The 26,527-nt window shown below is 63.4% G+C and carries 27 protein-coding genes, 1 tRNA gene and 1 pseudogene; 14 read left to right on the top strand and 15 right to left on the bottom strand.

All coding sequences use genetic code 11. The annotated features are described in order from the left end of the window. Positions 1-107: 107 nt before the first annotated feature. Positions 108-1,241 carry a CobW family GTP-binding protein gene (locus NKI79_RS24495; RefSeq protein ID WP_352805171.1) on the bottom strand — a complete coding sequence of 378 codons (1,134 nt, stop codon included), beginning with the start codon at positions 1,239-1,241 and terminating at the stop codon, positions 108-110. 4 nt (positions 1,242-1,245) lie between these two features. Continuing rightward, positions 1,246-2,424: a D-alanyl-D-alanine carboxypeptidase family protein gene (locus NKI79_RS24490; protein ID WP_352805182.1), complete on the bottom strand. Its 1,179-nt coding sequence runs from the start codon at positions 2,422-2,424 to the stop codon at positions 1,246-1,248. A 270-nt stretch (positions 2,425-2,694) separates the two neighbouring features. Here NKI79_RS24490 and NKI79_RS24485 point away from each other — a divergent pair, with 270 nt between their 5' ends. Then, complete coding sequence (locus tag NKI79_RS24485; RefSeq protein ID WP_352805168.1) at positions 2,695-3,858, top strand: M20 aminoacylase family protein; 1,164 nt, start codon at positions 2,695-2,697, stop codon at positions 3,856-3,858. Positions 3,859-3,873: 15 nt separating this feature from the next. Here NKI79_RS24485 and NKI79_RS24480 read toward each other — a convergent pair whose 3' ends face one another. The 3 genes from NKI79_RS24480 to NKI79_RS24470 form a co-directional block, all read right to left on the bottom strand. After that, entirely contained in the window at positions 3,874-4,164 is a 291-nt protein-coding gene (locus NKI79_RS24480; protein ID WP_352649281.1) for a hypothetical protein, read from the bottom strand. A gap of 135 nt (positions 4,165-4,299) precedes the next feature. After that, entirely contained in the window at positions 4,300-4,824 is a 525-nt protein-coding gene (locus tag NKI79_RS24475) for a hypothetical protein (protein ID WP_502909857.1), read from the bottom strand. 127 nt (positions 4,825-4,951) lie between these two features. Continuing rightward, positions 4,952-5,278, bottom strand: coding sequence for a DUF1330 domain-containing protein (locus NKI79_RS24470; protein WP_352801865.1), 327 nt, complete (start codon positions 5,276-5,278; stop codon positions 4,952-4,954). A 173-nt stretch (positions 5,279-5,451) separates the two neighbouring features. Between NKI79_RS24470 and NKI79_RS24465 the strand changes: the two genes are divergently transcribed. Next, positions 5,452-6,144 carry a winged helix-turn-helix transcriptional regulator gene (locus tag NKI79_RS24465; RefSeq protein ID WP_254816613.1) on the top strand — a complete coding sequence of 231 codons (693 nt, stop codon included), beginning with the start codon at positions 5,452-5,454 and terminating at the stop codon, positions 6,142-6,144. Between the two features lie 47 nt (positions 6,145-6,191). After that, positions 6,192-6,268, top strand: a tRNA-Arg gene (locus tag NKI79_RS24460). A 314-nt stretch (positions 6,269-6,582) separates the two neighbouring features. Here the strand turns inward: NKI79_RS24460 and NKI79_RS24455 are convergent. Together NKI79_RS24455 and NKI79_RS24450 are read right to left on the bottom strand one after the other, a co-directional pair. Next, positions 6,583-7,005: a RidA family protein gene (locus NKI79_RS24455; RefSeq protein WP_352805162.1), complete on the bottom strand. Its 423-nt coding sequence runs from the start codon at positions 7,003-7,005 to the stop codon at positions 6,583-6,585. A 109-nt stretch (positions 7,006-7,114) separates the two neighbouring features. Next, positions 7,115-7,963: an SDR family oxidoreductase gene (locus tag NKI79_RS24450; RefSeq protein ID WP_352805159.1), complete on the bottom strand. Its 849-nt coding sequence runs from the start codon at positions 7,961-7,963 to the stop codon at positions 7,115-7,117. 97 nt (positions 7,964-8,060) lie between these two features. On the opposite strand from NKI79_RS24450, the gene NKI79_RS24445 reads away from it, so the two are divergent. Continuing rightward, positions 8,061-8,963, top strand: a complete 903-nt coding sequence (locus NKI79_RS24445) for a LysR family transcriptional regulator (RefSeq protein WP_352805156.1) — start codon at positions 8,061-8,063, stop codon at positions 8,961-8,963. Between the two features lie 192 nt (positions 8,964-9,155). Here NKI79_RS24445 and NKI79_RS24440 read toward each other — a convergent pair whose 3' ends face one another. Continuing rightward, positions 9,156-9,539: a VOC family protein gene (locus tag NKI79_RS24440; protein ID WP_352805179.1), complete on the bottom strand. Its 384-nt coding sequence runs from the start codon at positions 9,537-9,539 to the stop codon at positions 9,156-9,158. Between the two features lie 221 nt (positions 9,540-9,760). Here NKI79_RS24440 and NKI79_RS24435 point away from each other — a divergent pair, with 221 nt between their 5' ends. The 3 genes from NKI79_RS24435 to NKI79_RS24425 all read left to right on the top strand — a co-directional run bounded on the left by NKI79_RS24435 (position 9,761) and on the right by NKI79_RS24425 (position 15,220). Then, the gene (locus NKI79_RS24435) at positions 9,761-12,037 is read left to right on the top strand and encodes a hybrid sensor histidine kinase/response regulator (protein ID WP_352805154.1); all 2,277 of its coding nucleotides are present in this window, start codon (positions 9,761-9,763) and stop codon (positions 12,035-12,037) included. A 406-nt stretch (positions 12,038-12,443) separates the two neighbouring features. Continuing rightward, positions 12,444-14,189 carry an adenylate/guanylate cyclase domain-containing protein gene (locus NKI79_RS24430; protein ID WP_352805152.1) on the top strand — a complete coding sequence of 582 codons (1,746 nt, stop codon included), beginning with the start codon at positions 12,444-12,446 and terminating at the stop codon, positions 14,187-14,189. Between the two features lie 449 nt (positions 14,190-14,638). Then, positions 14,639-15,220, top strand: a complete 582-nt coding sequence (locus NKI79_RS24425) for a dienelactone hydrolase family protein (protein WP_352805149.1) — start codon at positions 14,639-14,641, stop codon at positions 15,218-15,220. A gap of 168 nt (positions 15,221-15,388) precedes the next feature. Here NKI79_RS24425 and NKI79_RS24420 read toward each other — a convergent pair whose 3' ends face one another. Continuing rightward, positions 15,389-16,345, bottom strand: a complete 957-nt coding sequence (locus tag NKI79_RS24420; protein WP_352805147.1) for an alpha/beta fold hydrolase — start codon at positions 16,343-16,345, stop codon at positions 15,389-15,391. Between the two features lie 205 nt (positions 16,346-16,550). Between NKI79_RS24420 and NKI79_RS24415 the strand changes: the two genes are divergently transcribed. Both NKI79_RS24415 and NKI79_RS24410 read left to right on the top strand, forming a co-directional pair. After that, positions 16,551-17,543 carry a hypothetical protein gene (locus tag NKI79_RS24415; protein WP_352805144.1) on the top strand — a complete coding sequence of 331 codons (993 nt, stop codon included), beginning with the start codon at positions 16,551-16,553 and terminating at the stop codon, positions 17,541-17,543. Between the two features lies 1 nt (position 17,544). Then, positions 17,545-19,020 carry an FAD-dependent oxidoreductase gene (locus NKI79_RS24410; RefSeq protein ID WP_352805141.1) on the top strand — a complete coding sequence of 492 codons (1,476 nt, stop codon included), beginning with the start codon at positions 17,545-17,547 and terminating at the stop codon, positions 19,018-19,020. A gap of 24 nt (positions 19,021-19,044) precedes the next feature. Here the strand turns inward: NKI79_RS24410 and NKI79_RS24405 are convergent, their stop codons facing one another. Together NKI79_RS24405 and NKI79_RS24400 are read right to left on the bottom strand one after the other, a co-directional pair. After that, complete coding sequence (locus tag NKI79_RS24405) at positions 19,045-19,515, bottom strand: YbhB/YbcL family Raf kinase inhibitor-like protein (RefSeq protein WP_352505044.1); 471 nt, start codon at positions 19,513-19,515, stop codon at positions 19,045-19,047. Positions 19,516-19,564: 49 nt separating this feature from the next. Further along, positions 19,565-20,002: a DUF2267 domain-containing protein gene (locus tag NKI79_RS24400; RefSeq protein ID WP_352805139.1), complete on the bottom strand. Its 438-nt coding sequence runs from the start codon at positions 20,000-20,002 to the stop codon at positions 19,565-19,567. Positions 20,003-20,074: 72 nt separating this feature from the next. Here NKI79_RS24400 and NKI79_RS24395 point away from each other — a divergent pair, with 72 nt between their 5' ends. Next, positions 20,075-20,689, top strand: coding sequence for an Hsp20/alpha crystallin family protein (locus NKI79_RS24395; protein WP_352805136.1), 615 nt, complete (start codon positions 20,075-20,077; stop codon positions 20,687-20,689). Positions 20,690-20,765: 76 nt separating this feature from the next. Here the strand turns inward: NKI79_RS24395 and NKI79_RS24390 are convergent, their stop codons facing one another. Then, positions 20,766-21,194 carry a CBS domain-containing protein gene (locus NKI79_RS24390; RefSeq protein WP_502895512.1) on the bottom strand — a complete coding sequence of 143 codons (429 nt, stop codon included), beginning with the start codon at positions 21,192-21,194 and terminating at the stop codon, positions 20,766-20,768. Positions 21,195-21,480: 286 nt separating this feature from the next. Between NKI79_RS24390 and NKI79_RS24385 the strand changes: the two genes are divergently transcribed. The 3 genes from NKI79_RS24385 to NKI79_RS24375 all read left to right on the top strand — a co-directional run bounded on the left by NKI79_RS24385 (position 21,481) and on the right by NKI79_RS24375 (position 23,527). Then, positions 21,481-22,215 carry a phosphoribosyltransferase gene (locus NKI79_RS24385; RefSeq protein WP_352805134.1) on the top strand — a complete coding sequence of 245 codons (735 nt, stop codon included), beginning with the start codon at positions 21,481-21,483 and terminating at the stop codon, positions 22,213-22,215. A gap of 11 nt (positions 22,216-22,226) precedes the next feature. Next, a complete protein-coding gene (locus NKI79_RS24380) occupies positions 22,227-22,904 on the top strand; it encodes a dienelactone hydrolase family protein (protein ID WP_352476221.1) in 678 nt (225 codons plus the stop codon). 122 nt (positions 22,905-23,026) lie between these two features. After that, a complete protein-coding gene (locus NKI79_RS24375) occupies positions 23,027-23,527 on the top strand; it encodes a DUF6496 domain-containing protein (RefSeq protein ID WP_352476220.1) in 501 nt (166 codons plus the stop codon). A 73-nt stretch (positions 23,528-23,600) separates the two neighbouring features. On the opposite strand, the pseudogene NKI79_RS24370 reads toward NKI79_RS24375, so the two are convergent. From NKI79_RS24370 to betI, 3 genes and pseudogenes are all read right to left on the bottom strand, one after another. Continuing rightward, positions 23,601-23,776: pseudogene (locus tag NKI79_RS24370) on the bottom strand (aspartate aminotransferase family protein); the annotation flags it as partial. Positions 23,777-23,803: 27 nt separating this feature from the next. Further along, positions 23,804-25,105: a flavin monoamine oxidase family protein gene (locus NKI79_RS24365; protein ID WP_352805129.1), complete on the bottom strand. Its 1,302-nt coding sequence runs from the start codon at positions 25,103-25,105 to the stop codon at positions 23,804-23,806. 76 nt (positions 25,106-25,181) lie between these two features. Beyond that, the gene (gene betI / locus NKI79_RS24360; protein ID WP_352805177.1) at positions 25,182-25,877 is read right to left on the bottom strand and encodes a transcriptional regulator BetI; all 696 of its coding nucleotides are present in this window, start codon (positions 25,875-25,877) and stop codon (positions 25,182-25,184) included. A gap of 353 nt (positions 25,878-26,230) precedes the next feature. Here betI and NKI79_RS24355 point away from each other — a divergent pair, with 353 nt between their 5' ends. Then, complete coding sequence (locus NKI79_RS24355; RefSeq protein WP_352801843.1) at positions 26,231-26,491, top strand: hypothetical protein; 261 nt, start codon at positions 26,231-26,233, stop codon at positions 26,489-26,491. The last annotated feature ends 36 nt before the right edge of the window (positions 26,492-26,527 follow it).

Here is a 26,527-nt window from a genome sequence, read left to right as displayed (position 1 = left end):
TCGCTCCTTCGCTCAACTGCCTCTCCAAAGAATCCTTTCTCAGCCTAAACTCAACCCCAAAATCGCCATATGCGATTCCCCTGCCCGCAAGGGGGAGATTAGCCGCTTCACCGCCCGGCGATGGCCAGCGGATTGCTCTCCAGTGCCGCCCGGTCCGGCGTGTCGATCGACGGCTGGTTGGTGAAGGCGGCGAACAGCCGGCGGACATAGTCTTCCGGCATGTCGAGCGTGATCAGCACCAGCCTGGTGCCGCGCTGGCTGTCCGGCCAGGCCGGCAATTGCACCGGCGGATGCAGGATCTTCTGCACGCCATGGATAACCAGCGGCCGGGACGGGTCTTCTGCAAGCTCGATGACGCCCTTCATCCGCAACAGGCGCTCGCCATGCGCCGAGCGCAGCAGATCGAGGAACATCTCGATTGCCGAAAACGGCACCGGCCCGTCATGAACCAACGAATGCGAACGCACGCGGGAATCGTGCCTATGGCCATGCGCATGGTGATGGTGATCGCCACCGTCATGCCCGTCGTCATCATGCCCGCTGTGGTCATGCCGGCTATGGTCATGGTCGTGGCCGGCTTCTTCGCCCAGCCAACGCTGCACATCGACCGATTTGGTGGCCGGATTGTAGAGGCCGCAATCGAACAGGGTCGCCACGCTTGCCTGGCTCGCGTCGAGCACCACGGCGCCCGGGTTGAGCTGCCTCAGCCGCGCCCGCAACGCCTCGACATCGCCTGCATCCGTGGCCAGGTCGGCCTTGCTGAGCACGATACGGTCGGCGACCGCCACCTGCTTCACCGCCTCGACATGGGCATCGAGCGCCGTATTGCCGTTGACGGCATCGACCAGGGTGATGACGCCGTCGAGCCGGAAGGCCTGGACCAGGGCCGGGTGCGCCATGATCGACTGCAGCACGGGGGCTGGATCGGCGAGCCCGGTGGTCTCGACGACGACACGGGCAAGCCGGCCGATGCGGCCGGTCTGCAGCCGGTCGACGAGATCGGCCAGCGTATCGACCAGCTCGCCGCGCACCGTGCAGCAGAGGCAGCCGTCAGAGAGCTGGATGATGCCGTCGGAGGCCTGCTCGACCAGGAGATGGTCGATCGCCACCTCGCCGAACTCGTTGATGATGACGGCGGTGTCGGCGAGCGCGGGATCCCGCAGCAGCCGGTTGAGCAGCGTCGTCTTGCCCGCACCGAGAAAGCCGGTGAGCACCGAAACGGGGATCGGGAAGCCGGCCATCAGGCTAGTTCAACGCCTTGGCCGGCTGCTGGACCTGCGCGGCGGTGGCGGATCCGGCCACAACAGGCGCGCCGCCGGCCGGCGGCGCCCGGTCCGGCCGCCATGTCGGCAGCGGCACGTCGGCATATTCCTGCCCGGAGGCGTCGAGCATCGCCTTCGGCGTCGGTCCCGTGGCGCCGCCGAGGCCGACAGCGATCAGCGTCGGCACATGGTCGAGCTTTTCCTGATAGGGCGACTTCGGCACGTCCTTGCCCTTGTCGCCGACGGCGGGTGCTGCTTCCGACTGCTCCTCGGCCGGCTTCTTCTTGCAGATTTCCCCATTCATATCGTTGGCCGACATCGTGTCGCCATAGGCGGGCAGCGCCGCGACGGTCAGCCAGCTCGGCGCCGGCGTTGCAAAGCCCTGGTCGAGCAATTTTGCCGCCGTTTCGGCGCGGGTAATGGCTGACCGTTCGCCGAGCACCACGGCGACCAGGGTCCGGCCGTTGCGGGTCGCCGAGCCGATCATGTTGAAGCCGGAAGAGCAGACGAAACCCGTTTTCATGCCGTCGGCACCCGGATAGCGGCCGATCAGGAGGTTGTAGTTGGAGATTGCCTTCTTGCCGACGGCAAGGCCTTCGATCGAGAACCAGGGGGCATATTGCGGGAAGTCCTTGCGGATCGCCATCACCAGCAAAGCGAGATCGCGTGCTGTCGTATATTGGTCCGGCGAATAGAGCCCGTTCGGATTGACGAAGTGCGACCCGCTCATGCCGAGCCGTTGCGCTTCGGCGTTCATGCGTTCGGCAAAGGCGGCTTGCGAACCGCCGATATTCTCGCCGACCGCCATGGCGATATCGTTGGCCGATTTGACCAGCATCATCTTCAGCGCGCTGTCGAGCCGCATCACCGAGCCCGGCTTGAAGCCCATCTTGCTCGGCGGCTCGCCGGCCGAATGTTTCGTTACCTTGATCGGCGAATCGAGCTGGACCTCACCCGCGGCAATCGCCCGAAACGCCACATAGGCGGTCATCAGCTTGGTCAGCGATGCCGGGTACCAGCGCCTGAACGCCTCCTGGTGCTGCAGGATCTTGCCGCTGTTCAGGTCGAACAGGATGGTCGGATTGGCCAAGGCAGGCCCGGCCAGCGCCGGAAGCACCACCGCGCCCGCCACCAACAGTTTGAGGAAATGCCTGTAGCGCATCATGAAAACCGAAATAGCCTCTTGCCGCAGTCGCACCTGGCTCCGTAAGATTTCGTTACACGATCACCAGGATAATGGTCCGGCTCTCTGTTCCCGGACCACAGTCGCGGTGCTATTTACTCTATGTGACGTCAACATGGCAAAGTGCTGCCGATCACAATGTGGAAGCAGCAGCACAATGCAAAGCAGCGTGCATGGTTGCAAGGCAGCAGGCACAATTGCAAAGCAGCAGGCCAAGACCGCCTGCTCCAACAGCGAAATGGAACCATCATGCCGATTCTGAACCGAGCCGCCGAAATGCAGGACGAGGTGGCCGGCTGGCGCCGCCATTTGCACCAGACGCCGGAGCTGAATTTCGACGTCTTCAAGACCGCCGCTTTTGTCACCGAGAAGCTGAAGGCGTTCGGCTGCGACGACATCGTGACGGGTTTGGGCAAGACCGGCGTCGTCGGCATCATCCGCGGTCGCCACGGCGAAGGCTCGACCATCGGCCTGCGCGCCGACATGGATGCCCTGCCGCTCAACGAGATCACCGGCAAATCCTATGCCTCGACGGTCCCCGGCAAGATGCACGCCTGCGGCCATGACGGCCACACCGCGATGCTTTTGGGCGCCGCCAAATACCTCGCCGAAACGCGCAATTTCGCCGGCTCGGTCGCGGTCATCTTCCAGCCGGCCGAAGAGGGCGGCGGCGGCGGCAACGAGATGGTCAAGGACGGCATGATGGAGCGCTTCGGCATCTCCAAGGTGTTCGGCATGCACAACATGCCGGGCCTGCCGGTCGGCCAGTTCGCCATCAGGCCGGGCCCGATCATGGCGGCGACCGCCGAATTCACCATCACCGTCAAGGGCCGGGGCGGCCACGCGGCGATGCCGCACGGCACCATCGATCCGATCGTCATCGCCAGCCAGCTCGTCGGCGCATTGCAGACGATCGCCTCGCGCAGCACCGATCCGGTCGAGGCGGTGGTCGTCTCGGTGACGAAATTCCATGCCGGCGACGCCTACAACGTCATTCCCGAGAGCGCCGAGATCGCCGGCACGGTACGCACGCTGAAGAAGGAGGTTGCCAAGAAGGCCGAAGAACGCATCCGCGCGCTTTGCCAAGGCCTGGGCGCTGCCTTCGGCGCCACAATTGAGGTCGACTACAACGCCAACTACCCCGTCACCTTCAACCATCCCGAAGAGACGGTCTTTGCCAGCGACATCGCGGCCGACGTCGCCGGCGACAGCCATGTGCACCGCGCCATCCAGCCGGTGATGGGCGGCGAGGATTTCTCCTACATGCTGGAAGCGCGGCCGGGCGCGTTCATCTTCATCGGCAATGGCGACACCGCCGGTCTGCACAACCCGGCTTACGACTTCAACGACGAGGTCATCCCGCACGGCATGAGCTATTGGGTGAAGCTGGCGGAAACGGCGCTGGCGGCGTAGCCGTTCGGCATTGGCTTACGGCCCGCTCTTCGGATCCTCGACCTCCAGCGCTTCCATGACCGGCGCCAGCTCGTTGTCGTCGGCGGGTTGCGGTTCTTCGCCTGTCCTCGCCTTCTTCAGGGCTGCCTCAATCGCCTCCTGGATGTTGCCGAGTTCGTCTTCGCGAACCTCGTGGCCATAGCCGGCAGCGTCGGCATCCTGCTCGAATTGCTGCGCCAGGACGGCGACGCTCACTTCACTCTCGGTCGGCAAATTGCCGACATTCTCCTGCAGCCAGGTTTCAAAGAACTCTTTGGTGGCGCTCATGCGGTCTCTCCTTCGGGACACTAAAGCGCGCTGGCATCCCGAAAGTTCCGCTATCTGAGCCGTCTTTGCGCCCGTTGCTGGCTGTCCCGCAATTCAGAGCGGCCAGGCGGCGATGGCGCCGCCTGGCTCGGCTGCTTACTGGCTGGCAGCAGTCGTCGCTTCGCACGACACGTTCGGGTTCATATCGGCGAACGCGCCGGTCGGGTTGCCCTTCCAGGCCCAGACATGCAGCTCGTAGAAAGGCCCGAGGCCATAGCGGTTGGGCGCGCTGTTGAAATTGAACAGATGTCCATCGAGCGAGGCCGGGCCTTTCGAGGTGATGTATTCGACCGCGATCAGTTTTAGCGTGCCGTCGGCCATCGGCTCGTACATGACGGCTTCAGGCTTGGCGACATCGACCGCGTCGTCCTTGAGGTAGCCGGGATTGACGTAGTGGATGCCCATGGCGCCGCCGGTGATGCCGCTGGCGCAAGGAATGGGCGCATAGCCCTCGGCGGTCGCCGCCGCCACATTCTCGAAGCGGCTGTTGGCGGCGCGCACCTTGTCGGCCAGCGGATTGGGACCGGTCGTGGGCGCTGCCTGATGCGCCTGCGCCAGCGCAGTGCAGGCCGACAGCAGCGCCGCGGCAGCGAGGAACTTGTTGCGAAAGTTGATTGTCATAGTCATTCCATTCTTCTTGAAAAGCGCAGCCCGGCCGGCCGCCGGAAGTAAGGAGGTCCGGCAGGTGGGCGCTGTGGCTGTTGTTGCTGGGAGATCCCTGCCCCGATGCGACGAATGCAGGGGGAGATCATCCCTTCGGCAAATACGGGATGGTTCCGGCCAGATCGGAATTGTCGATCATCTGGAAACGGCTGTCGCTACCGCCCTGACGGGCCGAAACGAAGGGTGCGTAGGCAGGATCGTCGGTAAAGGCGCGCGCCGCGGCCTCGGTCGGGAACGCCATCAAGGCAATCAGGGTGGTGTCGAGCGGCTTGCCTTCGAGCGTCTTCACATTGCCGCTGCGCGACAGATATCTGCCGCCGTGCTTGTGGACGAGGTCGTGGACCGACGCGGCATAGGCCGGCATCCACTTTGGGTCCCTCACCTTGATGTCTGCGATAACGTAAGCGGTCATAGGTTATGTCTCCTGGTCGTGCACAGGGGTATCCCGTGCAGCGGCAGAGGGGTCGCATGTCAGGGCCGGCGCCAGCCAGTCCGCCATCTGTACTGGGCCGGTACAGTTTCTGTACTCGCGGCGTTGCCGGGAAAGGCCTATGGTTCCGCCAGAGTTTGAGGGAAGGCAACATCGTGACCCAGTCCGGATACAAACAGTTCTGCCCGTTATCGATGGCCGCGGAGGTGCTGTGCACTCGCTGGACCATGGTTCTGCTTCGCGAATTGGTGGCGGGCTCGACCCGTTTCAACGATCTGCGCCGCGGCGTCCCCAAAATGTCGCCGACCCTTCTGTCGCAACGCCTCAAGGAGCTCGAGCTGGCCGGGATCGTCGAGCGCAAGGAGGTGCGCGGCGAGAAAGGCATCTTCGAATACCGGATGACCGAGGCGGGCAGGGATCTGCGTTCCGTCGTCGAGGCGATGGGTTTTTGGGGGCAGAAATGGGTCGAGTCCCGGCTGTCGCTGAAGAACCTCGATCCGTCGCTGCTGATGTGGGACATGCGGCGCAATCTGAACGCGTCGCCGCTGCCCGACGGGCGCACGGTGATACAATTTCTGTATCAGGAGCTCCCCGCCTCCAAACGGTCGTGGTGGCTGATCGTCGAGAAGCACGGCGAGGTCGATCTCTGCTGGTATGACCCGGGCTTCGATGTCGATCTCTACGTCTCGACCGACCTGCACACCATGACCGAAATCTGGATGGGATTGATCACCGTCGAGAAGGCCGGGGCGAAAGTCGTTCTGACGGGCGACCAGGATATCGCGCGCAAAATGCAGACCTGGCTCGGCCTGAGTCCGTTCGCGGTGGAGCCGAAGCGAGCGGCCTAACTGCCTCTTGGCGAAACGATCCGAAGCGGTTATGTGTCGGGCCGCGTGGTCCCGTAGCTCAGTAGGATAGAGCGGCAGATTCCTAATCTGTAGGTCACAGGTTCGATTCCTGTCGGGATCACCAAAGTTTTCAATAACTTAGTGACTTGGTGCCGTACTTTTTTGCCAATTAGTACGGCACCTCGTCTATGGCACGAGCGGCGAGGGTTATTGGACCTCTGAGGAAGTTGATTGGATTGTCTACTGTTCGCACGAAGGGACGATCACGCTTGGCGGGTCAATAACAGCAATCGCCCCATCAAAACTCCCTTGCGGCTGATTGGAGTTAACGTCCGCTCCGGGTTGGGAGTTGAATGGCAGCTATCCTTGAACCAGCCCCTTTGACCGGACGGTCTGAAATCGGCCCAAATCGCCGATGCAGAAATGCAGTATGAACGATCATCGCTTGTCCGCTGGCTGACCGCTTGTCGTCAAAGGGATGCGGGCGATGACCTTGATCTCGAAATCGAAACCCGCGAGCCAGTTGACGCCCACTGCCGTCCAGTTCGGATAGGGAGGTGCGCCGATCTCTTCCGCGCGAACAGCCAGCACCGTTTCGATCTGTTCGTCCGGGTTGGTGTGGAAGGTGGTGACGTCGACAACGTCATCGAAGCTACACCCGGCGGCGGCCAAGACCTCACGCATATTGGCGAAGGCCCGCCGAACCTGATCCTCGAATACGGGCTCAGGCGAGCCGTCCTGACGGCTCCCGACCTGACCCGACACGAAGAGAAGATCGCCAGAGCGAATGGCCGCGGAATATCGATGAACATCGTATAACGCGTGGCGTTTGGCCGGGAAAATGGCGTCACGTGCAGGCATTTCGTGTTCCTTTCTGTCTTAATAACGGCGCCGGGCCGGAGCCTGGGGCATCAACGGGCGGAGCTGCATGCCGGTGGCCTGCGGCTCTGGATCGGCGGGACAGGTTGGGTCACAGCCGCGCCAGCTCCTCGTCGGTGAAATCCGCCGCAACCGCGATGTCCTTCTGCCGGTCGAGCTCCTCGATGCGCCCGCCAAGTGCCTTGCGGATGCCGGCATAGGCCTCGGCACCAAGCACGAGCCGTTTCGGGAGTGGACCATCCTGATCGGCAAGCCTGATCATTGCGTCCGTCATGCGGTCGGGGTCGCCCTTGATCACCCATGAGACACCCAGCGCCTCGCGGATCTGACCGGCGGGTATTTCCTCATAGGCCGCGAGCGGCTTGGTCCGCGCGAGATTGCCGCCGAACCCGGTCCGCGCCGGCCCAGGCTCCACAAGGCTGAATTCGATGCCGAAAGGAGCCGCCTCCTGCGCCACGGACTCGACGAATCCCTCGATACCCCACTTGGTTGCGTGATAGAGGCTGAAAGCCGGATAGGCGATCTGGCCTCCCTCGCTCGATACCTGTAAAATCCGGCCGCCACCCTGGCTGCGCAGATGCGGCACCGCCGCCCGGATGAGTGCGATCGAGCCGATGAGATTGGTGTCGATGATGTCCCGGACCTGCACATCGCCAGCCTCTTCAGCCGCGCCGAGGAGGCCATAGCCAGCATTGCTGACGACGAGGTCGATCCGAGCGGATGCCGCGAAGGCGCGGTCGACCGCGGCGCGGACCGAGCTCTGGTCCTTGAGGTCCATTGCGACGATGCGGAGCCGTTCGGGGTAACTTGCACGCAGGTCGGGAAGTGCGTCCTCGCTGCGGCTGGCACCGACGACGCGGTCTCCCCTGATCAGGGCCTTCTCCGCCAGCAGCCGGCCTAGACCGGAAGACACACCCGTGATGAGCCAGGTCTTTTCCATTTCTCATTTCTCCAATCGATCCAGGCGGGAGATAGGGCAACCGCATTGCGCGCATTAGCCGTTGAAATCGGCATGGGATAATGCAAAATCCCCATCAATGCCCCGCCCGTCGCTCAACGATCTCACCGCCTTCGTCGCCGTTGCCACACACCGCAGCTTCCGCCGCGCAGCGGACGAGATCGGCACGGCACCTTCCACATTGAGCCATGCGATGCGTGCGCTCGAGGAACGCATGGGCGTGCGACTTCTGAACCGCACCACACGCAGCGTCTCGCCGACAGAAGCCGGGTTCCGGTTGCTCGACCGTCTTCAGCCGGCGCTCGCCTCGCTGGACGAGGCGCTCGACAGCGTCGCGGGGTTCCGGGGCAATGTCGCGGGCACGGTCCGCATCAACGCACCGCGATTGGTGGCCGGGCTTCTCGTTCGCTGGGTCCTTCCGCAAGTGGCGGAGCGCCATCCGGACGTGACCGTGGACATCGTTGTCGAGGGGCGGCTCATCGATATCGTGTCCAGCGGGTTCGATGCCGGCGTACGCCTCATCACATCAATTCCCAAGGACATGATCGCCGTGCCGTTTGCACGCGCGTTGACGTTCATCTGTATCGCGTCGCCCGCCTATCTCGATCGCTTCGGGGAGCCGGGAACGCCCGAGGAATTGCAACGCCACCATTGCATCGGCCACCGTATGCCCAGCGGCAAGCTCTATCGATGGGAGTTCGAACGCGCAGGCCAGGAACTGGTGATCGGGGCAAACGGCCCCATCGTCCTTGATGACGAGGAACTGATGGTCGAAGCCGCAATAGAGGGTCTGGGCATCGCCTATGTGGCGGATTGGGCCGCCGTAGCGCCGTTGTCCGATGGCCGGCTACGCAAGGTCCTGACCGCGTGGACGCCAGCACCGGAAGAAGTTGCGGTCTACTACCCCGGACATCGAGCCGTACCGCCCGCACTGCGAGCTTTTCTCGACGTAGTCAAAGACCTGCGGAAGAAAGAACCTTAACTGGATCACGAAGCCGACGCCCTCGCGCGGAACAGCCGCTCTGCGGACAAAGCTATCCTCGCCACCGGTTCCTTGGCCATACCCGTCTGACGTTAGTCCGTGTGTCTGAGCTGGGCTGTGTGGGCGCCTACCCACTGCGTAAGACATGGCGCAGGACAAGGACGCCTTTGACGCTAACTCCTTGGCCGATAATCAGGCGGTGACTGGCTGCATCAGTTCGAAGATGTTGCCCCAAGGATCGGAGAAGAACGCGATGCGACTGCTGATCGCCGGAACATCGAATGGCTCATGCACGATTTTCACGCTACGGCGCTTCAACTCGGCAACGGCCTTGTCGACGTCCTCCAGGCGAAGACAAAGGTGATGCCACCCCGACAGGCCGAGGCTGGCGCCAAGATCCGCGTATACGGGGCGCTCGGCAGCGCCGGGGCCTGCCAGAAGTTCAAGGCGGAAGCCGTCATCCACTGCCGGCGAAAGAAAGACGAAGGTCATATCGTCGCCAGAAGGTACGGTATTCACGACTCTGAAATCCAGCTTTCCGGTGTACCACGAGATCGCGGCATCGCGGTCAGGCACTCGGAGCAAAGAAGGGTCGCATCAGGTCATAGCGCGAACGGCAGGTTTCGAAACGCGCCATGAGGGTCAGCAAATGGCGCTCCTTGTCCTGCTGGTGCAAGCGTTTCCCCACCCCGCACCGTACTGCGGTCGGATTCAGGCATCTTGCCGGAACTCACGATAATCGTCATCCTTGCCAGCCCGACGGCCAGCGTTCCGACCGGTCGTCACGGAGCCCGCCCTTGCAAGAAGACGACGACGGAAACGCATTCCAACAGGCGATCCTCGCTTCGGTGGTTCGCTCATCGCTCGACTGCGTGATCGTCACGGACGAAGCCGGATTGGTTGTGGAATTCAACGCGGCGGCCGAGGCGACCTTCGGCTATTCGCGCGCTGAAGCGGTCGGCAGACCGATCTCGGAGCTCATCGTCCCGCCGCATCTGCGCAAGGCGCACGCAAACGGGCTTGCCGCCTATCTTGCGGGTGGCGCCCCGCGGTTGCTCGGGCGTCGCACAGAGCAGACTGCCATGCGAGCGAACGGCACCGAGTTTCCGGTGGAACTCACGATCACCGAAGCCCGGAGCGGCAAACGCCGTTTCTTCACGGCGAGCTTGCGCGACCTGTCGCAGCGCCACGCTGCCGACGCAGCTCTGCGTGCCAGCGAAGCCCGCTTGGCGGCATTCATGAAGCATGCTCCCGTAGGGATGTACCTGAAGGATACCGACGGACGCTATCTGGTCGCCAATCCGGAAATGGGAAAGGTCTTCGGCCGGCCAGCCGAGAGCGCGATCGGACTAAGCGCGGCCGACATTTTCGGGCCGCAGGAGGCCGCGATGATCGCGGAAAACGATCGCCGCGTGCTGGAATCGGGACAGGCGATTGCAATCGAGGAATTTCTAAGCAACGCGGTCGACTATGCCTGGAGCCTTGTCGTTCGCTTTCCCGTGCTGTGGGCCGATCAGCAACAGGCGCGCATCGGCGGCTTCGATATCGACATCACCGAGCAGAAGCGCGCGGCCGAGCGCCTGCAGCAAAGCGAGCGGCGCTTCCGAGACCTCACTCACCATCATCCGGTTCCGGTCGTGTTCATAGACTCGCGAACGAGGCACCTGATTACCGCAAATCCGGCCTTCCGCGAGATCATGGGTATAGGCCCGCGTGACGAGGACCGCTTCCGCCAGCACCGCTGGTTCGCCACACGGGAAGATTATCGGCGCCTCAAGGCCCTGTCACGTCAGCAGCCGCGCGCCGACGGCGTGGAGGCTCAACTTCGGCGGCTGGACGGCTCCGTGTTTCCCGTGTCGCTGAGTTGGCGCCACATCGAAATGGACAACCGACCGGTGATCGTCGGCAGCATTCTTGATCTCACCGCAACCAAGGCGGCTGAAGCCGAACTGGCGCGGTCGCGCGAGGCATTGGCGCAGAGCGAGCGGCTCAACGCACTTGGTTCGCTGCTTGCCGGCGTTTCGCACGAACTCAACAACCCCTTGGCGGTCGTCGTCGCGCAGGCCCAGTTGCTGGAAGAATTTCTAGCCGGAACCGCCCACGCACAGCGGGCCGGCAAGATCAGACTCGCCGCCGAGCGCTGCGCGCGCATCGTGAAGACTTTCCTGGCAATGGCGCGACAACGCCAGCCGGAGCGCCGCAGTACCGACGTCAACGATCTGATCCGCGCAGTTCTTGACATCGCCGGCTACGGTTTGCGCACGGCAGGCATCGAGGTGCAATGCCGGCTCGCCGAGGGCCTGCCACCTTTGGAAGTCGACCCTGACCAGATGCATCAGGTGTTCTACAACCTGATCGTCAACGCGCAACACGCCCTGCAGGAGATACCGGCACCGCGGCGGATCGAGATCGAAACGTCGCTTGAAGGCAATGACCTCCAGATCGTGATCGCCGACAATGGCCCCGGTGTGCCCGCCGAGATCCGGAACCGCATTTTCGATCCGTTTTTTACCACCAAGGCTCAGGGTGCGGGCACCGGGATCGGGCTCGCTTTCTCGCTCGGCGTGGTGCAGTCGCACAATGGGCGGCTGACCCTGCTTGAACGTGCGGACGGCGCGCATTTCCGGTTGCTGTTGCCGGTGGAGGCCTGCACTTCGTCGAATTCAGTCGAAGGTGTTGCGGCTCACTCGGTCGCGGACATCGGTTGTACCGCCCTTGTGGTCGATGACGAGCGGGAGGTTGGAGAAACGGTGGCAGAACTACTAGAGGCTGAAGGTTTTGCCGTCAGGATCGTCGAGGACGGTGCCGGCGCCAAGGCAGCGCTGATGAGTGCTGTTTTCGATGTGATCTTTTGCGATCTGCGGATGCCGAACATCGACGGCCCCGCCTTGTTCGACTGGGCCTGTGAGGCAACCCCGGGCATGGCGGAGCGATTCGTTTTCGTTACCGGCGACACGCTCGGCGGCGCTGCGGCGCGCTTCCTTGAACGGGCCGGTCGACCAGTTGTCGAGAAGCCATTTTCGCGCGATTCTATCCGCCGGGCACTAAGCTCGTTGGCAGACGTTCCGCGCTAGCCAACGACCTCAGCACCTCTAAGCGCGAACGTCTGGTGATGCCCGATGCGCGTTCGTAGGCATCTCGCTGTTACATCGCGGTGACAAAAACACCGCCACGGTGGCGTCAACCGGTTACCAAGGGCAGTAAATATCTCCGGCCTTCTGGGAGGAGTGGCGTGTCAGCGTCCCCAGAGGCTGCGTGGGCGTATCGCCGGTTGGCTGTTAGCGCGGCGACTGGATCGCTCCACGCCTCGCAAGCGGGATAGCGAAATCTCGTGAAGGCAAAGTCGAGCTGCGTTTTCCGTTCTGTGTCGGCGACCGGCGGCGACGGGGAGAGACGGATACCATGCACATGGGGCGTCTGGAAGGTGCCAGGACATGGACGCGGGGCGGCCCGCGCGCAGGCGCTTGGTCGAGCGGTGCAATGACCACGCAGCGCCACCTCGCAGCGATCATGGTTTGCGACGTGGTCGGCTATTCGCGCCTGACGGAGCGCGACGAGCGCGGCACGCTCGAGCGGCTGAAGATCTACCGCAAGGACCTGCTCGAACCGCTTGTCTCTGAGCACCGGGGTCGGATCGTCAAGCTCACCGGCGACGGCATGCTGTGTGAGTTCGCGAGCGTCGTCAACGCGGTGGCCTCGGCGATGGCGATCCAGCAGGCCCTGGCAGAACACGAAGCGGAGATGCCCGAGGAAGAGCGGATTCGCTTCCGCATCGGCGTCAATCTCGGCGACGTAGTTTGCGAGGAGGACGGCGACCTCTACGGCGACGGGGTCAACATCGCAGCCCGCCTCGACGGCATCGCGGACCCCGGCACCGTGGTCGTCTCAGGCACCGCCTACGACCACCTTCAGGGCAAGCTCGACTGCGGCTTCACACCGCTCGGCAACCTGCGCCTCAAGAACATCGAGCGGCCGGTGCGCGCCTACCGCGTCGAGACCGACGCCGGCGCCTCGGTGGCTGCATCGCCTCCGCTGCCCGCGAAACCCTCGATCGCGGTTCTGCCTTTTACGAACATGAGCGGCGATCCCGACCAGGAATACTTCGCCGACGGGCTGGTGGAGGACATCATTACGGGATTGAGCCGGGTGAACTCCTTCTTCGTGATCGCCCGCAACTCGTCCTTCACCTACAAGGGCCGGGCGGTGGACCTGCGCCAGGTCGGGCGCGAGCTGGGCGTCCGCTACGTGCTCGAAGGCAGCATCCGCAGAGCAGGGTCGCGGGTGCGCATCAGTGGGCAGTTGGTGGACGCGATCAGCGGACACCATGTCTGGGCCGACCGCTTCGAGGGCGACGTGAGCGACATCTTCGACCTGCAGGACAAGGTGACCGAGAGCGTCGTCGGCGCTGTCGAACCGAGCATCCGGCTGCAGGAGATCAAGCAGGCGCGCATGAAGCCGACCGACTACATCGGTGCCTACGACCTCTACCTTCGTGCGCTGCCGCGCTTCTACAGCATGACGCGCGAAGGCTTCGCCGACGTGCGCCGGCTCACCAACGAGGCACTCAGCATCGACCCAGACTTCACCCTGGCGAAGGCACTCGGTGCCTATATCCGCAGCCTGTCGGTGAGTCAGTGCTGGCACGAGCCCGACGATATCCGCGTCGCCGTGCGCATGGCCCGCGAGGTGCTGGCAGACGCGCGAGACGACCCGACAAGCTTGCGTTTCGCCGCGCAGGTGATCGCCTACAGCGCCAAGGATTACGAGACGGCGCTGGACACGATCGAACGATCCCTGCTCCTAAATCCCAATTCGGCGCAGGGCCATACGGGCAGCGGCTGGGTGAACGCCCATTCCGGCCACCCCCTCGTCGCGATCGAGCACTTCCACAGGGCAATGCGGCTGAGCCCGGTCGACCCCGAGAAGGGCATCGCGCTCTCCGGCATCGGGATGAGCTACCTGATGCTCGAACGCTACGAGGAAGCGCTGGCTTGGGGAGAACGAGCGCTGCGCGAGATGCCGAATTACGGCTCCTCGCACCGGGTGGTGATCATGGCGCTGGTCAAACTCAACCGGCTGGACGAAGCGCAGGCGGCGGCGCGGCGGCTGATGGAGGCGTTCCCGACCTACACCCTCGGCCTGCAGAGGCAGATCAACCCGTGGCGGGACAAGGTGTTCGCCGAGCACTACGTCGAAGCGTTGGGTATTGCCGGCGTGCCGGAGTGATCGTCGCGGTTGCAAAGATGCCCTCTCCTGCGCGTCACGTCCGGCCAGGCGACGCGCCCCTTGATCCCGCATCGCTTCAGGAAGGATAGTTCTCTGGTCGGCTTGTCGAGGACCGAGCGCGTAGAGCAGCTGTGAACAGCCCGCGAGCTCTCGTGGCACTTTCGTAGGATGGCGTTTCGTGGTGACCCCAAAATTGACCTTGGCGGAAATTCGAACCGAGACACTACGTCGCGGTGCGTCCGTCTGGCGGACGCGGGTAACGCCGGAAGCACTTTCGTCGCCGCCTGTCTGTTGGTGTAGATCGGCCCTCGCGTCGTCACGCCGGGAAAAGACGATGCGCCGAGGCTTGTCATCATTTGGAAGTTCTTCGATGCACAGCGAAATCGCTTGCAGCTCTGCGAAGCGATTCGCAATTATCGCCGCAATCCACGTCCCACCTGGAGGCTCCCATGGCCGAGGTCCTGCTGTTCCACCACGCACAAGGGTTGACTCCCGGCGTGCGCGCGTTCGCTGACGACCTGCGGGCAGCCGGGCACACCGTGCATACGCCGGACCTGTTCGACGGACGCACATTCCAGAGTATTGACGAGGGTCTCGCCTACATCGGTGAGATCGGGTTCGACGACATGCGGGAGCGCGGCGTCCGCGTCGCCGGCGAACTGACGCCCGAGCTCGTTTACGCCGGATTCTCGTTCGGCGTACTGCCGGCGCAGAAGCTCACACAGACACGACCCGGTGCCTGCGGAGCCCTGCTCTTCCACTCCTGTCTGCCGATTAGCGGCGAGTGGGCCTTCGGACCCTGGCCGGACGGCGTCCCGGTCCAGATCCACGGTATGGATAACGACCCGATCTTCATCGGCGAGGGCGACATCGACGCCGCTCGCGAGATCGTGGAGAAGGTCGAGGACGCGGAGCTGTTCCTCTATCCCGGCGACCAGCACTACTTCGCCGACAGCTCGCTCCCGTCGTACGACGCGGCTGCCAGCGCACTGCTCACGCGGCGGGTGCTCGAGTTCCTGGACCGTGTCTGACCATGTCGGCGAGGGCCTTATTGAGGAGTATTGGCAGCTCTCGTCAAATCCCCATAGGGTCGAAATCGCGATCACCACCCGCGCGTTCGTTCCCTGGAGGGCTTCCGGACGCCGGCCCCGGCACCCAAATTCCTAATCTGTAGGTCACAGATTCAATCCCTGTCGGGATCACCACGTTTTCAACAGGTTACCAGACGGTTGCATCGGTGCTCGGCTGTGAACGCGTGCGAGGAAGTCGCGCACCAACGCAAGCGCCTCATCGAAATGGGTTTCCAGTAGCCAGTGGCCGGCGCCATCGAGGAGATGGAGTTCTGCTTGCGGCAAGTCGCGCTTGTAGGCGCGGGCGGATGCGGCCGGCATATAGCCATCCTCAGGACCCCAGACGATCAGTGTCGGTGGTTGCCGTTCGCGCAGATAACCCTGGTATTTCGGGAACCAGTTGAGGTTCGCCTCCAGCTTCTCCATCAGGCCGACCGCGAGCCGCCGACGGGGCGGCGTGTCCATCAGAGGCCAATGGAGTTTCCACAGATCCGGTGGCACGCGCTCGGCCACGGCCTCGCCAACCTCACCGATGAACTCGTGCCGGAAGCCCTCCTCGCTCACCGCTTCTTCCAGCGGGCGGTGCTTGTCGGGCGTCTTGTCGTTCCAATACGCCTTGATGGCTGCGTATTTCGGGCCGAGCACGTCTTCGTAGATGTCGCCGTTCTGGATGATAAGCGCGGCAACGCGCTCCGGATAGGCGATGGCGTGGCGCAATCCGATCTGCGAGCCGTAATCGTGCAGCCAGAGCGCATAGTGGGACAGGCCGAGCGCGTCCGCGAAAGCCGCCAAAAACCCGGCATAGTTCTCGAAATCGTAGCTGAATGCAGCCATGTCGGGCGTAGCGCTATAGCCGAAGCCAGGAAAGTCCGGGGCGAACGTGTGCCAGCGATCGGCCAGTCCGGGCATCAGCCTTCGAAACTGATAGGAGGAACAGGGATAGCCGTGCGGCAGCAGAAGCACGGGAGCATCGGCCGGGCCTTCCTCGCGAAAGAAGACAGTAATTCCGTCAACTCTGATTTGGCGGTGTCGCAACTTTGCCTCCTCGATTGAAAGGCTCCGAAAATGACTGGTAACCTCCCGCATCCCGTTGTGAGCGCCTGGACCCGAAACTCATGATCAGGTCGAGGGTTCCCGGTCACGGCGGTGGAAGCGACCAAGGAACCCCGCCGCCGATCAGATCGTTTGGCGATATCTGGCCAGATCAACCTGAGGCAGATATGCCGCATGCTCGCAATCGCATGGAGCCGACCATCGGCAAAGTCTGCCGTGGAATTCGGGGCTTGGCGCAATGCTGCGTGACGTCGATTATGTCCTGCAAAAACTCGACTGGATGCGCGCCGAAGGCATCTGGCCCAACGGCTTGCGATATCTGTGGACCGATGCATTCGGGGTCGTGCTCTACGTCTCGCTTTATGCGGAACTTGACGAAGAGCGCTGGCTGGACGAGGGCGAGCGGCTGGTGGTGGATGTCGAGCGTGTGCTCGGCCGGCGGCGCGGATTGAGGATCGGCGAAGCGCCGGATCGCGACGGCCAGTATTTCCACTATCTGGCGATGTGGCTGTTTGCCCTGGCGCGTCTCGGCGATCTGAAGCCGGAATACCGCGAGCGCGGCATTGCGCTGGCGCGGGACATTCACCCGGCGTTTGTGGTTCCCGGCCGCGGCGTGATCTGGAAGATGCAGGAGGATTTGAGCGGTCCTTACCCCGGCTACGGCCTCGGCAGCATGGATGCCTATGACGGCTACGTCTCTTATCGCATGCTCGACGAAGAGGAACTGGCGCCCGAGATCGCGCAGATGCGTGATCTGATGGAGCGCGATTGGCGCACGCTCGACGTCGACCAGGACCTCGGCCTCGGCATGATGCTGTGGCTCGCCCATTTCTTTCCCGACGAGCCGTGGGCCGAGGCCCAGACAAGGCATTCGCTGCGAACCCTGGAAACGATGTGGGTCGACCCGCCCGGTTATTTCAGCCGCGCGCCATGGCTGCGCGATACCAAGTTCGCCTTCACCAATTACGGCGTATCGCTCGGCCTGCAAGCCGCCGGCATCTGGCCGGGGCGTGTCGATAGGCTGAATGCCTTCTTCGAGGACTGGCGCTCCGGCGACGAATACGACCGCGAGGCGATCACCTGGGTGATGGCCTGCACCTCGCGCGTTCCCGGTGCTTTTCTGACCCGGGGTGGCGGGACAATGACTGAAAGAAGCAACCAAGCTCGGGAACGTTCCCCTGCTGGCGCGGTTGTCGATGGAAGTGCATCGAGACGCAAGGAGCGCGGTTGAAATGGCCATTCTCTTGGGAAAACCGGGAAGCTGTTGGGTAGCGGCAGCCAGATCCACGAACTACCCCCAGCTCGAAGGTTCGATCCGTGCGGACGCCGTTGTCGTGGGTGCTGGAATTGTCGGGCTGACGACGGCGCTTCGCCTTTGCGAGGCAGGCCGGTCGGTGGTCGTCGTTGAAGGCCTGCGCACGGGCGGCCAGGTGACCGGCCGCTCGACGGCCAAGATCACCACGCAGCATGCACTGATCTATCGTCATCTCATCGACACTGTCGGCCGGGAGTTGGCCCAAGTCTACGCCGATGCGAATTCCGCCGGCTCCCGACAGATCCGCGATTGGGTTCGCGAGTACGCCATCGCCTGCGATCTCGAGAGCAAGGACGCCTACACCTACACCTGCGATGAAAGCCGGCGCGCGGAGGTCGCGGCCGAGGCCGAGGCCGCGCGCCAGGTCGGGCTGGAGGCCGAGATCCTCGACCACGCGCCGCTGCCTTTCGAAACGGCCGCCGCGCTACGGTTTTCTGACCAGGCGCAGTTCAATCCGGCGATGTATCTGGTTGGCCTGGCGGAAGCGGTGACGGCCCATGGTGGTCGGATCTTCGAAAACAGCCGCGCCACCTCGATCGACGAGGCAAGCCGCTGGCGCATTGTCACCGATGGCGGCGCCGTTGATGCCGGGCATGTCGTCGTCGCCACCAACATGACGGTGAAGAGCCCCATCGGCATGGCGAACCGGACGCAACCGCGCTGCCACACCGCCATGGCCTTTCGGATCGACGATCCCTTTACTGTCGACGGCATGTTCATCGGCATCGACGATCCGACGCATTCCATCCGCACGGGCCACGATGCCGAAGGGCCGCTGCTGGTCACGCTCGGCCCCAAGTTCAACACCGGCTGGGACGGCGACGTGGCCAAGCGGTTTGTCGAACTGGAAAAATGGGCAAGAAAGAACCTTTCGGTCGGCGACGTCGCGTGGCGCTGGTGCAATGAGGATTATGATACGGCCGACAGGATTCCATATGCCGGCGAGCCGGATCCCGCCAAAGCAGCCGGCTTCCACATTGCCACTGGCTTCAACGCCTGGGGCATCACCAACGGGACGGCCGTGGGCGCGATGATCGCCGACCTGATCTGCGGCCGCCCGAGCCCATGGCAAAAACTCTACGATCCGGCCCGGCCCTATCCTGAGGACTTCCACAAGAACGGCCGCAGTCAATCGATTGTCTCGAGCACCCACGACATTGCGCCTGGTATGGGGGGCGTGATCGTCAGGGGAGACGAAAAGATTGCGGCGTGGAGAGACACCGAAGGTGCACTCCAGGCGGTTTCGGCGACTTGCACCCACAAGGGCTGCACCGTAACCTGGAACAATGCGGACCACACCTGGGATTGTCCCTGCCACGGCTCGATCTTCGCGGCCGATGGTTCGGTCATCCACGGCCCTGCCCGAAAACCGCTTGCCCAGATTACGCTGTGAAGGCGGCGACCGACGCCCTCCGCGTCACGCCGGCCGTTCGTAGGTTCCGACCAACTCCGTCTCCTCCAATGCGTGTTTCTGGGCTTGCTTCCAGACCTGATGCACGCCCGCCTGTCCCGGTACGCTGAGGCTCGGCACATCAAGCGCGGCCAGCCGGAAATGGTAATGATGGACGCCATGCCCTACGGGCGGCTGCGGGCCATCGTAATAGGCATTGCCGAAATCGTTGGTGCCTTGCCTGAGTGCCGACGGACCGGGCTTGCCGTCTGCTGCCTCGGCGAGTTCGCCGGCATCGGGCGGGATGTTGAATACCGCCCAATGCCCGAAAGTCCCGCTTGGCGCATCGGGATCCAACACGACAAGAACAAGGCTCTTGGCACCATCCGGAACACCGGACCACTTCAGTGGCGGCGAGACGTTCTGGCCGTCACGCGTATACCTTTCGGGAATTTTTCCGCCTGCCGGGAACGCCGGGCTGATAAGGGTGAGTGGCATTGCTGTTTCCCCAAGAAGATTGCGACCAAGAAACCCGCGCCGGCGCCGTTCACGCCGCTTGCTGAGCTTCGGCGACGCGACTGATCTCTCCTGGCAGGGATTCCCAGACCTTGTGCATCTGTCCTTCTCCGACATGATGGGCAAGCACCTTGGACACGGCCCTGAATGCATCCTTGGAATCGACCGGACGGGTGAATTCAAGCTCCGCCTTGATCTTGGCCAGAAATTCGTCGAGCGACCCCACCTTCTCGGGAGCCTTGGAAGGCTGATATTGGTCATAGAAGGCGCCCCGCACCAGAATCGGCAGCTGCGAGCCGAGGTGGGCTGCAAGATCCGGCTGCATACGGTCGCGCAGGGCGTGCAGCACCGCTCCGAGAACGTGCCAGGCGACCTGCCGATCCGGTCCGATCTCGTCCATGATCTCGTCGAGCCAGATGTTCGTGGTCTGTAGTGTCTTGTCGAATACGTCGAGTCCGGTGGCGTTCATCGAATCCTCCTTCCGCTCAAATCCGATTACGGCGGATGTGACCAAACAGTCCTACCTGCCGGTTGTTCCCCGATGCGCATTCCGCGGTTTTTCGGACCGCCTTTCCCGGCCGGCGTGCGGAACATCCTCATGGGCGGACGAGTTTTATTTGCTGTCGCCGATCACATGGCGGCGAGCGATGCAAATAGGAAAAACAGGAGAAGAACCATGGCAAACCGTGACTTGGCGTCCTGGCCGCCATCCCGAAGTCTTTATCCATCCGGACGAGATCCGCTTACGTCATTCCACCGGCAGATCGATCGCCTGTTCGACGACTTCTTTGCGCCAATGGCCGAAGCGACTACGGCCGGCGATCTTTGGCCGAGCGTCGACGTATATGAAACAGACCAAGCCTATAAGGTCACCGCCGAATTGCCGGGGCTCGAGCAGAAGGACGTTGAGCTCAAGCTGCGCGACAACACCCTCTCCATCACGGGCGAGAAGCGTTCGGAGCACAAGGAAGGCGTTGGCGGCCGCACCTATAGCGAACGCAGTTATGGCCGGTTTCAGCGGACCATCTCCCTGGATGCGGAGGTCGATGCCGACAAGGTGCAGGCCACTTTCAAGAACGGCGTTTTGGCTGTCGAGCTTCCGAAGAACCCCGCAGCAAAGGACAAGACACGCCGCATTGAAGTGAAAGCGCGATAGTTGCCAAGCTGAAGGCTGCCTGAGCAGGCGGTGCTCAGCTAAACGGCGAGCGCGGTACAACCTGCGGGCAAGCGCCCTAGCGCCGGGGATTGTCCGTCGCCTCGGAAACGCCTTCGAGAGCGATTTTGGCGGCTTCCTCATCGGTCCGCCCGAGGTCGGCCAGGGCGATGACGCCGACGAGGCGCTTGTCGTGGTTGATCACCGGAAGACGACGCACCTGATGCTTGGCCATGATCTTCGCCGCATCGGTGATATCGGCGTCGTCGAAGCACCAATAGACATGCTCGGACATGACCTCGCGGACGGTCGTGTTGCCGGCTGAGCGCTCCTCGGCGACGCCGCGCATCACGATGTCGCGGTCTGTCACCATGCCGACCAGCCTGTCATTCTCGCCGACCGGAAGGGCGCCGAGATTGTCGGCCCGCATTTTCCGGGCGGCATCCCTAATTGTCGTGTTCGGGCCGACCAGTTCGGTCCGACGGCTCATGATCTCCTGAACTTGCATGGGATATTCCTCTCTCTGACTGCTGAGGCAACAAGCCGCCAACCGCGCCTGCTGCTGCGCATCGCGAGATCGCCAGCTATCCTGACGAGGCATGTACGGATCACGATCTTCTCGATCCGCGCGCGAACGCGCCTCCCGGCACCTCGCGATCGAAACTATTCTTGGAACGTCCCGGCAGCGAGCGAGTTCCAAAATGATACCGGTGCCGCAGCCATCCCACGGGATGTGGCCGCAGGTTGGTGAAAGAACATCCACCGGGAAAACAGATGCACGCGGATTGAAGGTCATGGCTGTCCTCTTTTCAGATCGCCGCGAGGCCGGGCGGCGGCTCGCCGGGGAGCTCGTTCGCTTTGCCGGCCGCGACGACGTAATCGTATTGGCGCTGCCCCGAGGCGGCGTGCCGGTCGGCTACGAGGTCGCGCAGGCACTCAAGGCACCACTCGACGTCTTCGTCGTGCGCAAGCTCGGCGTCCCCGGCCACGAGGAACTGGCCATGGGGGCGATCGCGCCCTCCGGCGTACGTGTCCTGAACGACGAAATCGTCAGCGGTCTCGCGATCCCGCCATATGTCATCGACGCGGTCGCAGCAAAGGAGGAAAAAGAGCTTCTGCGCCGCGAGCACCTCTATAGGGCCGGGCGACCCCCACCGCAGTTGAATGGACGGACCATTATCCTCGTGGATGACGGGCTTGCGACCGGATCGACCATGCGGGCCGGAATCAAGGCGCTGCGAAAAAACCACGCCGCCCGTATTGTCGCGGCCGTTCCCGTCGGTAGCCCCGACACTTGCGACGCGATGCGGGCGGACGCCGACGAGGTCGTTTGCGCGACGACACCAGAGCCGTTGCTCGGTGTCGGGCGCTGGTACGTGGATTTCTCGCAGACGAGCGATGAAGAGGTCCGCGCGCTCCTCGCCAGGTCCGTGCCCAAGCCTGCAGCTTCCGACAAGACTGCCGCTTCCGAAGAGGAGTTGGCTGGGCACGCGGGCGCGGGTCCGGCGCGCGGCACCAGATCGCCATAGCGGAGGTGGATATGGACCGGCATAGCGAGCACGTCGTTCATGTTCCCGCGGGGCCTGTCACGCTTGAGGGCAATCTTTCGTTGCCCCCGGATGCTCGCGGCCTCGTGCTCTTCGCCCATGGCAGCGGAAGCAGCCGCCACAGCCCGCGCAACCGCTACGTGGCCGCAAGGCTGAACGAGGCGAACCTCGCCACCTTCCTCGTCGACCTGTTGACGGCCGAAGAGGAGCGGATCGACCAGGTCACGGCCGAGTTGCGCTTCAATATCGGACTGCTCGCCGATCGGCTGGTCGGCGTCACGGATTGGCTCGCCGCCTCCCCGGACACGTCGGGGTTGCGTCTTGGCTATTTCGGCGCGAGCACGGGCGCCGGTGCCGCCCTGGTGGCGGCGGCCGAGCGGCCCGACCAGGCCGCGGCGGTGGTTTCGCGTGGTGGCCGGCCCGATCTCGCAGCGCTCGCCCTGCCGCGCGTCCGGGCGCCGACCTTGCTCGTCGTCGGAGGCGCGGACACGCAAGTGATCGCACTCAACCGCTCGGCTTTGGTGGCGCTCCGCGGCGAGAAGGAGCTCGCCATCGTCCCTGGCGCGACACATCTGTTCGAGGAGCCCGGCGCCCTGGACGAAGTCGCGGATCTCGCTACCCAATGGTTCTTGCGCCATCTGGTTTCGGACAGATCGGCGTCGACCTCCTGACAGCCGGGGCTTGGATCACCAGTCCCGGGATCATTTGCGTCCTCAACGCGTTATGATCCTCATAAGACCGCGCGCAGCGGCAACCCGAAAGGCTGTCGCAACCCGTATGTGGGAGAAAGACAATGCCGGACAAGAAAACCATCGAGAAGGCCCGAAAGGACAAGCGCGAGGGCAAATCGCCGAGCACCCAGGCCGGCGAGTTCGTGCACGAGGAGATCGATAAAATCCGCCGCGGCGAGCACGGCGCGCGGTCGACCCAGCAGGCTATCGCCATCGGGCTTTCCGAGGCCAGGCGCGCAGGCGTAGACCTGCCCCCGCCCAAAAAGGGCAAGGTGAAGGAGAGCACGCGCAAGAGCGCCGAATACGCCTATGAGGCCGGCCAGGGCGAACGCACGCCGAAACGCCGCCCGCGGGTCTCGAAGGCCGTCTCCAAGGTGCTCGAGCACGAGCCGAAGAGCACGGCGTCGCACGAGGCGCTCTCGCAGCAGGCCAAGCGTGCGGCCTCGCGCCGGACGGCTGAGGAGCGCTCGGCCGCCGCGAAGAAGGCCGCCGAGACGAAAGGCGCCAGCGGAAGGAAGGCGGCGGCGCAGAAGGCCGCCAGAACGCGGGCACAGCACGCATAGTTCAGGACGGCAGTTCGCCTCCTGGAAACCCGATATGGCCCAAACGACCGGCGAGATCGCCAGTCATAAACGCTTATCCCCGCCACACCCCTTCCCGGCGCAGATCGTCCATCGTGCGCGAAATACCTTGGCGCAGGATCGACACCATGTCGTCGATCTGCTCGCGCGTGATGATCAGCGCCGGGACATGACGCACATATTGATCAGCGGCCTGACCAGCAGGCCGAGCTCGCGGCAATGCGTGTCGATCCCGCTCCGCAGCTTGATCTGCCTCGCTTATGGCCCCGAGGCTCTGCTGTCGATGGCCGACTGAATAATTTTTCGGGCAGCAATGCGGCCGGCGACGATGGCGCCCTCGACATAGCCCGGAAATGACGGCGACAGCTCCGACGAGGCAAAATGGACCAGCGGAGCGCCCGCACGGATAATGCGTTCGGCATCCGTTGCCGTCGCATCGACGATCAGATCGCTGTAACCGCCGCCGCTCCAGCGATCCCCGGTCCAGTCGCGATAACTGAGATCGATAATGCCGGCCGCCTCGATACCGAGCGCCTCTTCCAGCTTTGACGTCACCTTTGCGCGTAACGCCGCGTCGTCCATATCCCGCCAGCGCTGCGCCAGCGGCCCGCCGATGAAGACGACAAGTGCTGCATGATCCTCGTCCCTGCTGGCATCGCAGGCAAAAAGCCCGTGCGGGTCGCGCCACATCACCATGCCGCTCAAGCCCCTGTCGCGCCAGAAAGCCTTGGGGTAGCGCACCAGCATCTTGATCACCGCGCCGCTTTGCCAGACGCTGAGGGCCCTCTTCAGCACAGCCGGCAGCGGCGGCACGAAATCCACTCTCGAGGCCATCATCGGCGGTACGGCGACCAGTACCGCTCGTGCCTCGATCGCGCCGGCAGGCGAAACGACGCGAACCCCTCCCGGGCCGTGCTCAATGGCCTCGACAGCTGTACTCAGCCGCAGTCGATCGCCGAGATCCCGCGCAAGATCATCCGCCAGCGAATGCATGGTTTCGCCCACGAAATACTGCAGCTCCGACACCTCGTTGGTGATGCGGCGATCATTGTCGATCAAGTACCACAGCGGCAGCCTTTCCATTGCCAGGCACCACAGGCCCTCGATCATCGACCGAAAGGCGGCCTTCGCATCGTCGGGATCGGCCTGGCGATCGAGCCATGCCGCGACCGTCAAGCCGGCAATGGTCGGGTCGTTCGGTGCGATCGCGTTCATCCGCTCGCGCATTCGCATCGCGGTGCCGTAAGTGCGCCCGGCTTGCGCCTCGCCCATTCGCGGCTGCGTGACGAATTCGCCTGCGACATGGGTCTCGACCAATGTCTTGCCGCGCGCTCGTACCAGCGCCATTAATTCCGGCATGTCTTCGCACAAGAACTGGCCGCCGCCGTCGATCCGCTCGCCGAGCCCGTTCTGCACAGCTTCGACGCGGCCGCCGACACGGTCGCGGGCTTCGAGCAGCACGACATCGATGCCGGCGTGGTCCAATTCACGCGCGGCCGACAGGCCGGTGAAGCCGGCGCCGACGATCGCCACATCGGCTCGTTCGATCTTGAACTTCATTAGCCGGCCTTGATCTTCTCGAATGTCAGGGGCCGGATCATTGTCTTCATTGCTGGTCCACCCTCTTTTTGATGGTTCACGCCGGCCTGGCACCGCGGGCTGCGAAGTTCGGATAGTGCTTGGGGAATGCCGCAGACAGGAACTCATTCGCGGCCTGCAGCGCCGTCTCGCGTGTGGCGTCCTCGGTGCCCATCATCAAATGCAGCCACAGACCATCCAGCATGGCGCTGAGCGCCAGCGCCATGACTTGCGGCTCATAGGCATAGAAGCCGCTCTGCTTGAGCGCCGCGCAAAGATCGATGAAGATGTTCTGGTAGACGGCATCGCGTGCGCTGCTCAGCGCCTGATATTTCGGTCGCGATTTGGCCTCGCCCCAGAAGGCACACCAGGCAGCCAGCTTCCGCTTGTTGCAGATCGAGCGGTCGAAATCGGCCGCCACCAATGCCTGCAGCTGGCGGGCGGGATCATCGCCGGCCCTTTGCAAGGCGCTGCGCCAATGCGCCGAATACTCGTCATGCATGTACTGCAAAGTGGCGACGAGCAGCTTCTCCTTGCTCTCGAAATGGAAATTGACGATGCCGCGCGACAGGCCGGCGCCGTCGGCGACGTCGGCCATAGTCGTTTCCGAATAGCCGCGCTTGGCCAATGAATCGATAGTCGCTTCGATCAGTTGAACCTGCCTCGTGTCTTTCGACGCTTTGCGGCCGCGCTTATCGGAATCGCTTTTTCGCGCCGGTTCGAGGAGGGCTTCGCGCGCCTCTGTTGTCTTCATCGGGTAACGGTCTCCAGCATCGCCGGCTAGCCGACCGGCTTCGGCCGCGAAGATCAGTGGGACGGTGTTTGGCACTGTCAAGCACCTTCTGCATGGCTGCCCATATTCGAATGTTCTCGTCGAGATTGCATCCTTGGAGAAAACGACGTCGAAGGCGCCATCGGCGAAAGGCAACGATCCCGGCACGCGGACCAGATCAGCGCCGCCGAGTCCGCCTGCAGCGGACCTTGGGTCGAGATCTACGCCAGGCGCGAGCTGCAATATCAAAAGCTGCTGAAGCGTGCCAAACTGGTGCCGCGGCTGGTCATCAAGCTCGGCCGCCGCACTGCCAATCCGCCTGCGGATTTCTGAATATGGCCGACGACATCGACAGTCACGAAATCGACGCTGAAGCCGCCGAACAGTGGCAGCTGGTCAACACGCCGCTCGGCGAAAAATGGTCGGGCCGCACCCGCTATGCCGCGGCCATGTTCTTCTACAAGCGCGGCGAGATGAGCGCTGAAACGCTGGAGGTCTACCGCATTTGTGCGAGGCTGGATTCGACCGATCCGCTGCCGATCATCCGCGACCGCGGCGTCGGCCAGGACTGGCTTAAACGCATGGGTTTCGAATAGTCCGCCTCCAAACTGTGTTCCGGACAAGCCGGCATC

Origin of the sequence: Mesorhizobium sp. M0340, from assembly GCF_040321535.1 — a bacterium.
In the GTDB taxonomy this organism is placed as follows: Bacteria; Pseudomonadota; Alphaproteobacteria; order Rhizobiales; family Rhizobiaceae; genus Mesorhizobium.
This window is presented reverse-complemented; position numbering and strand designations above follow the sequence as displayed.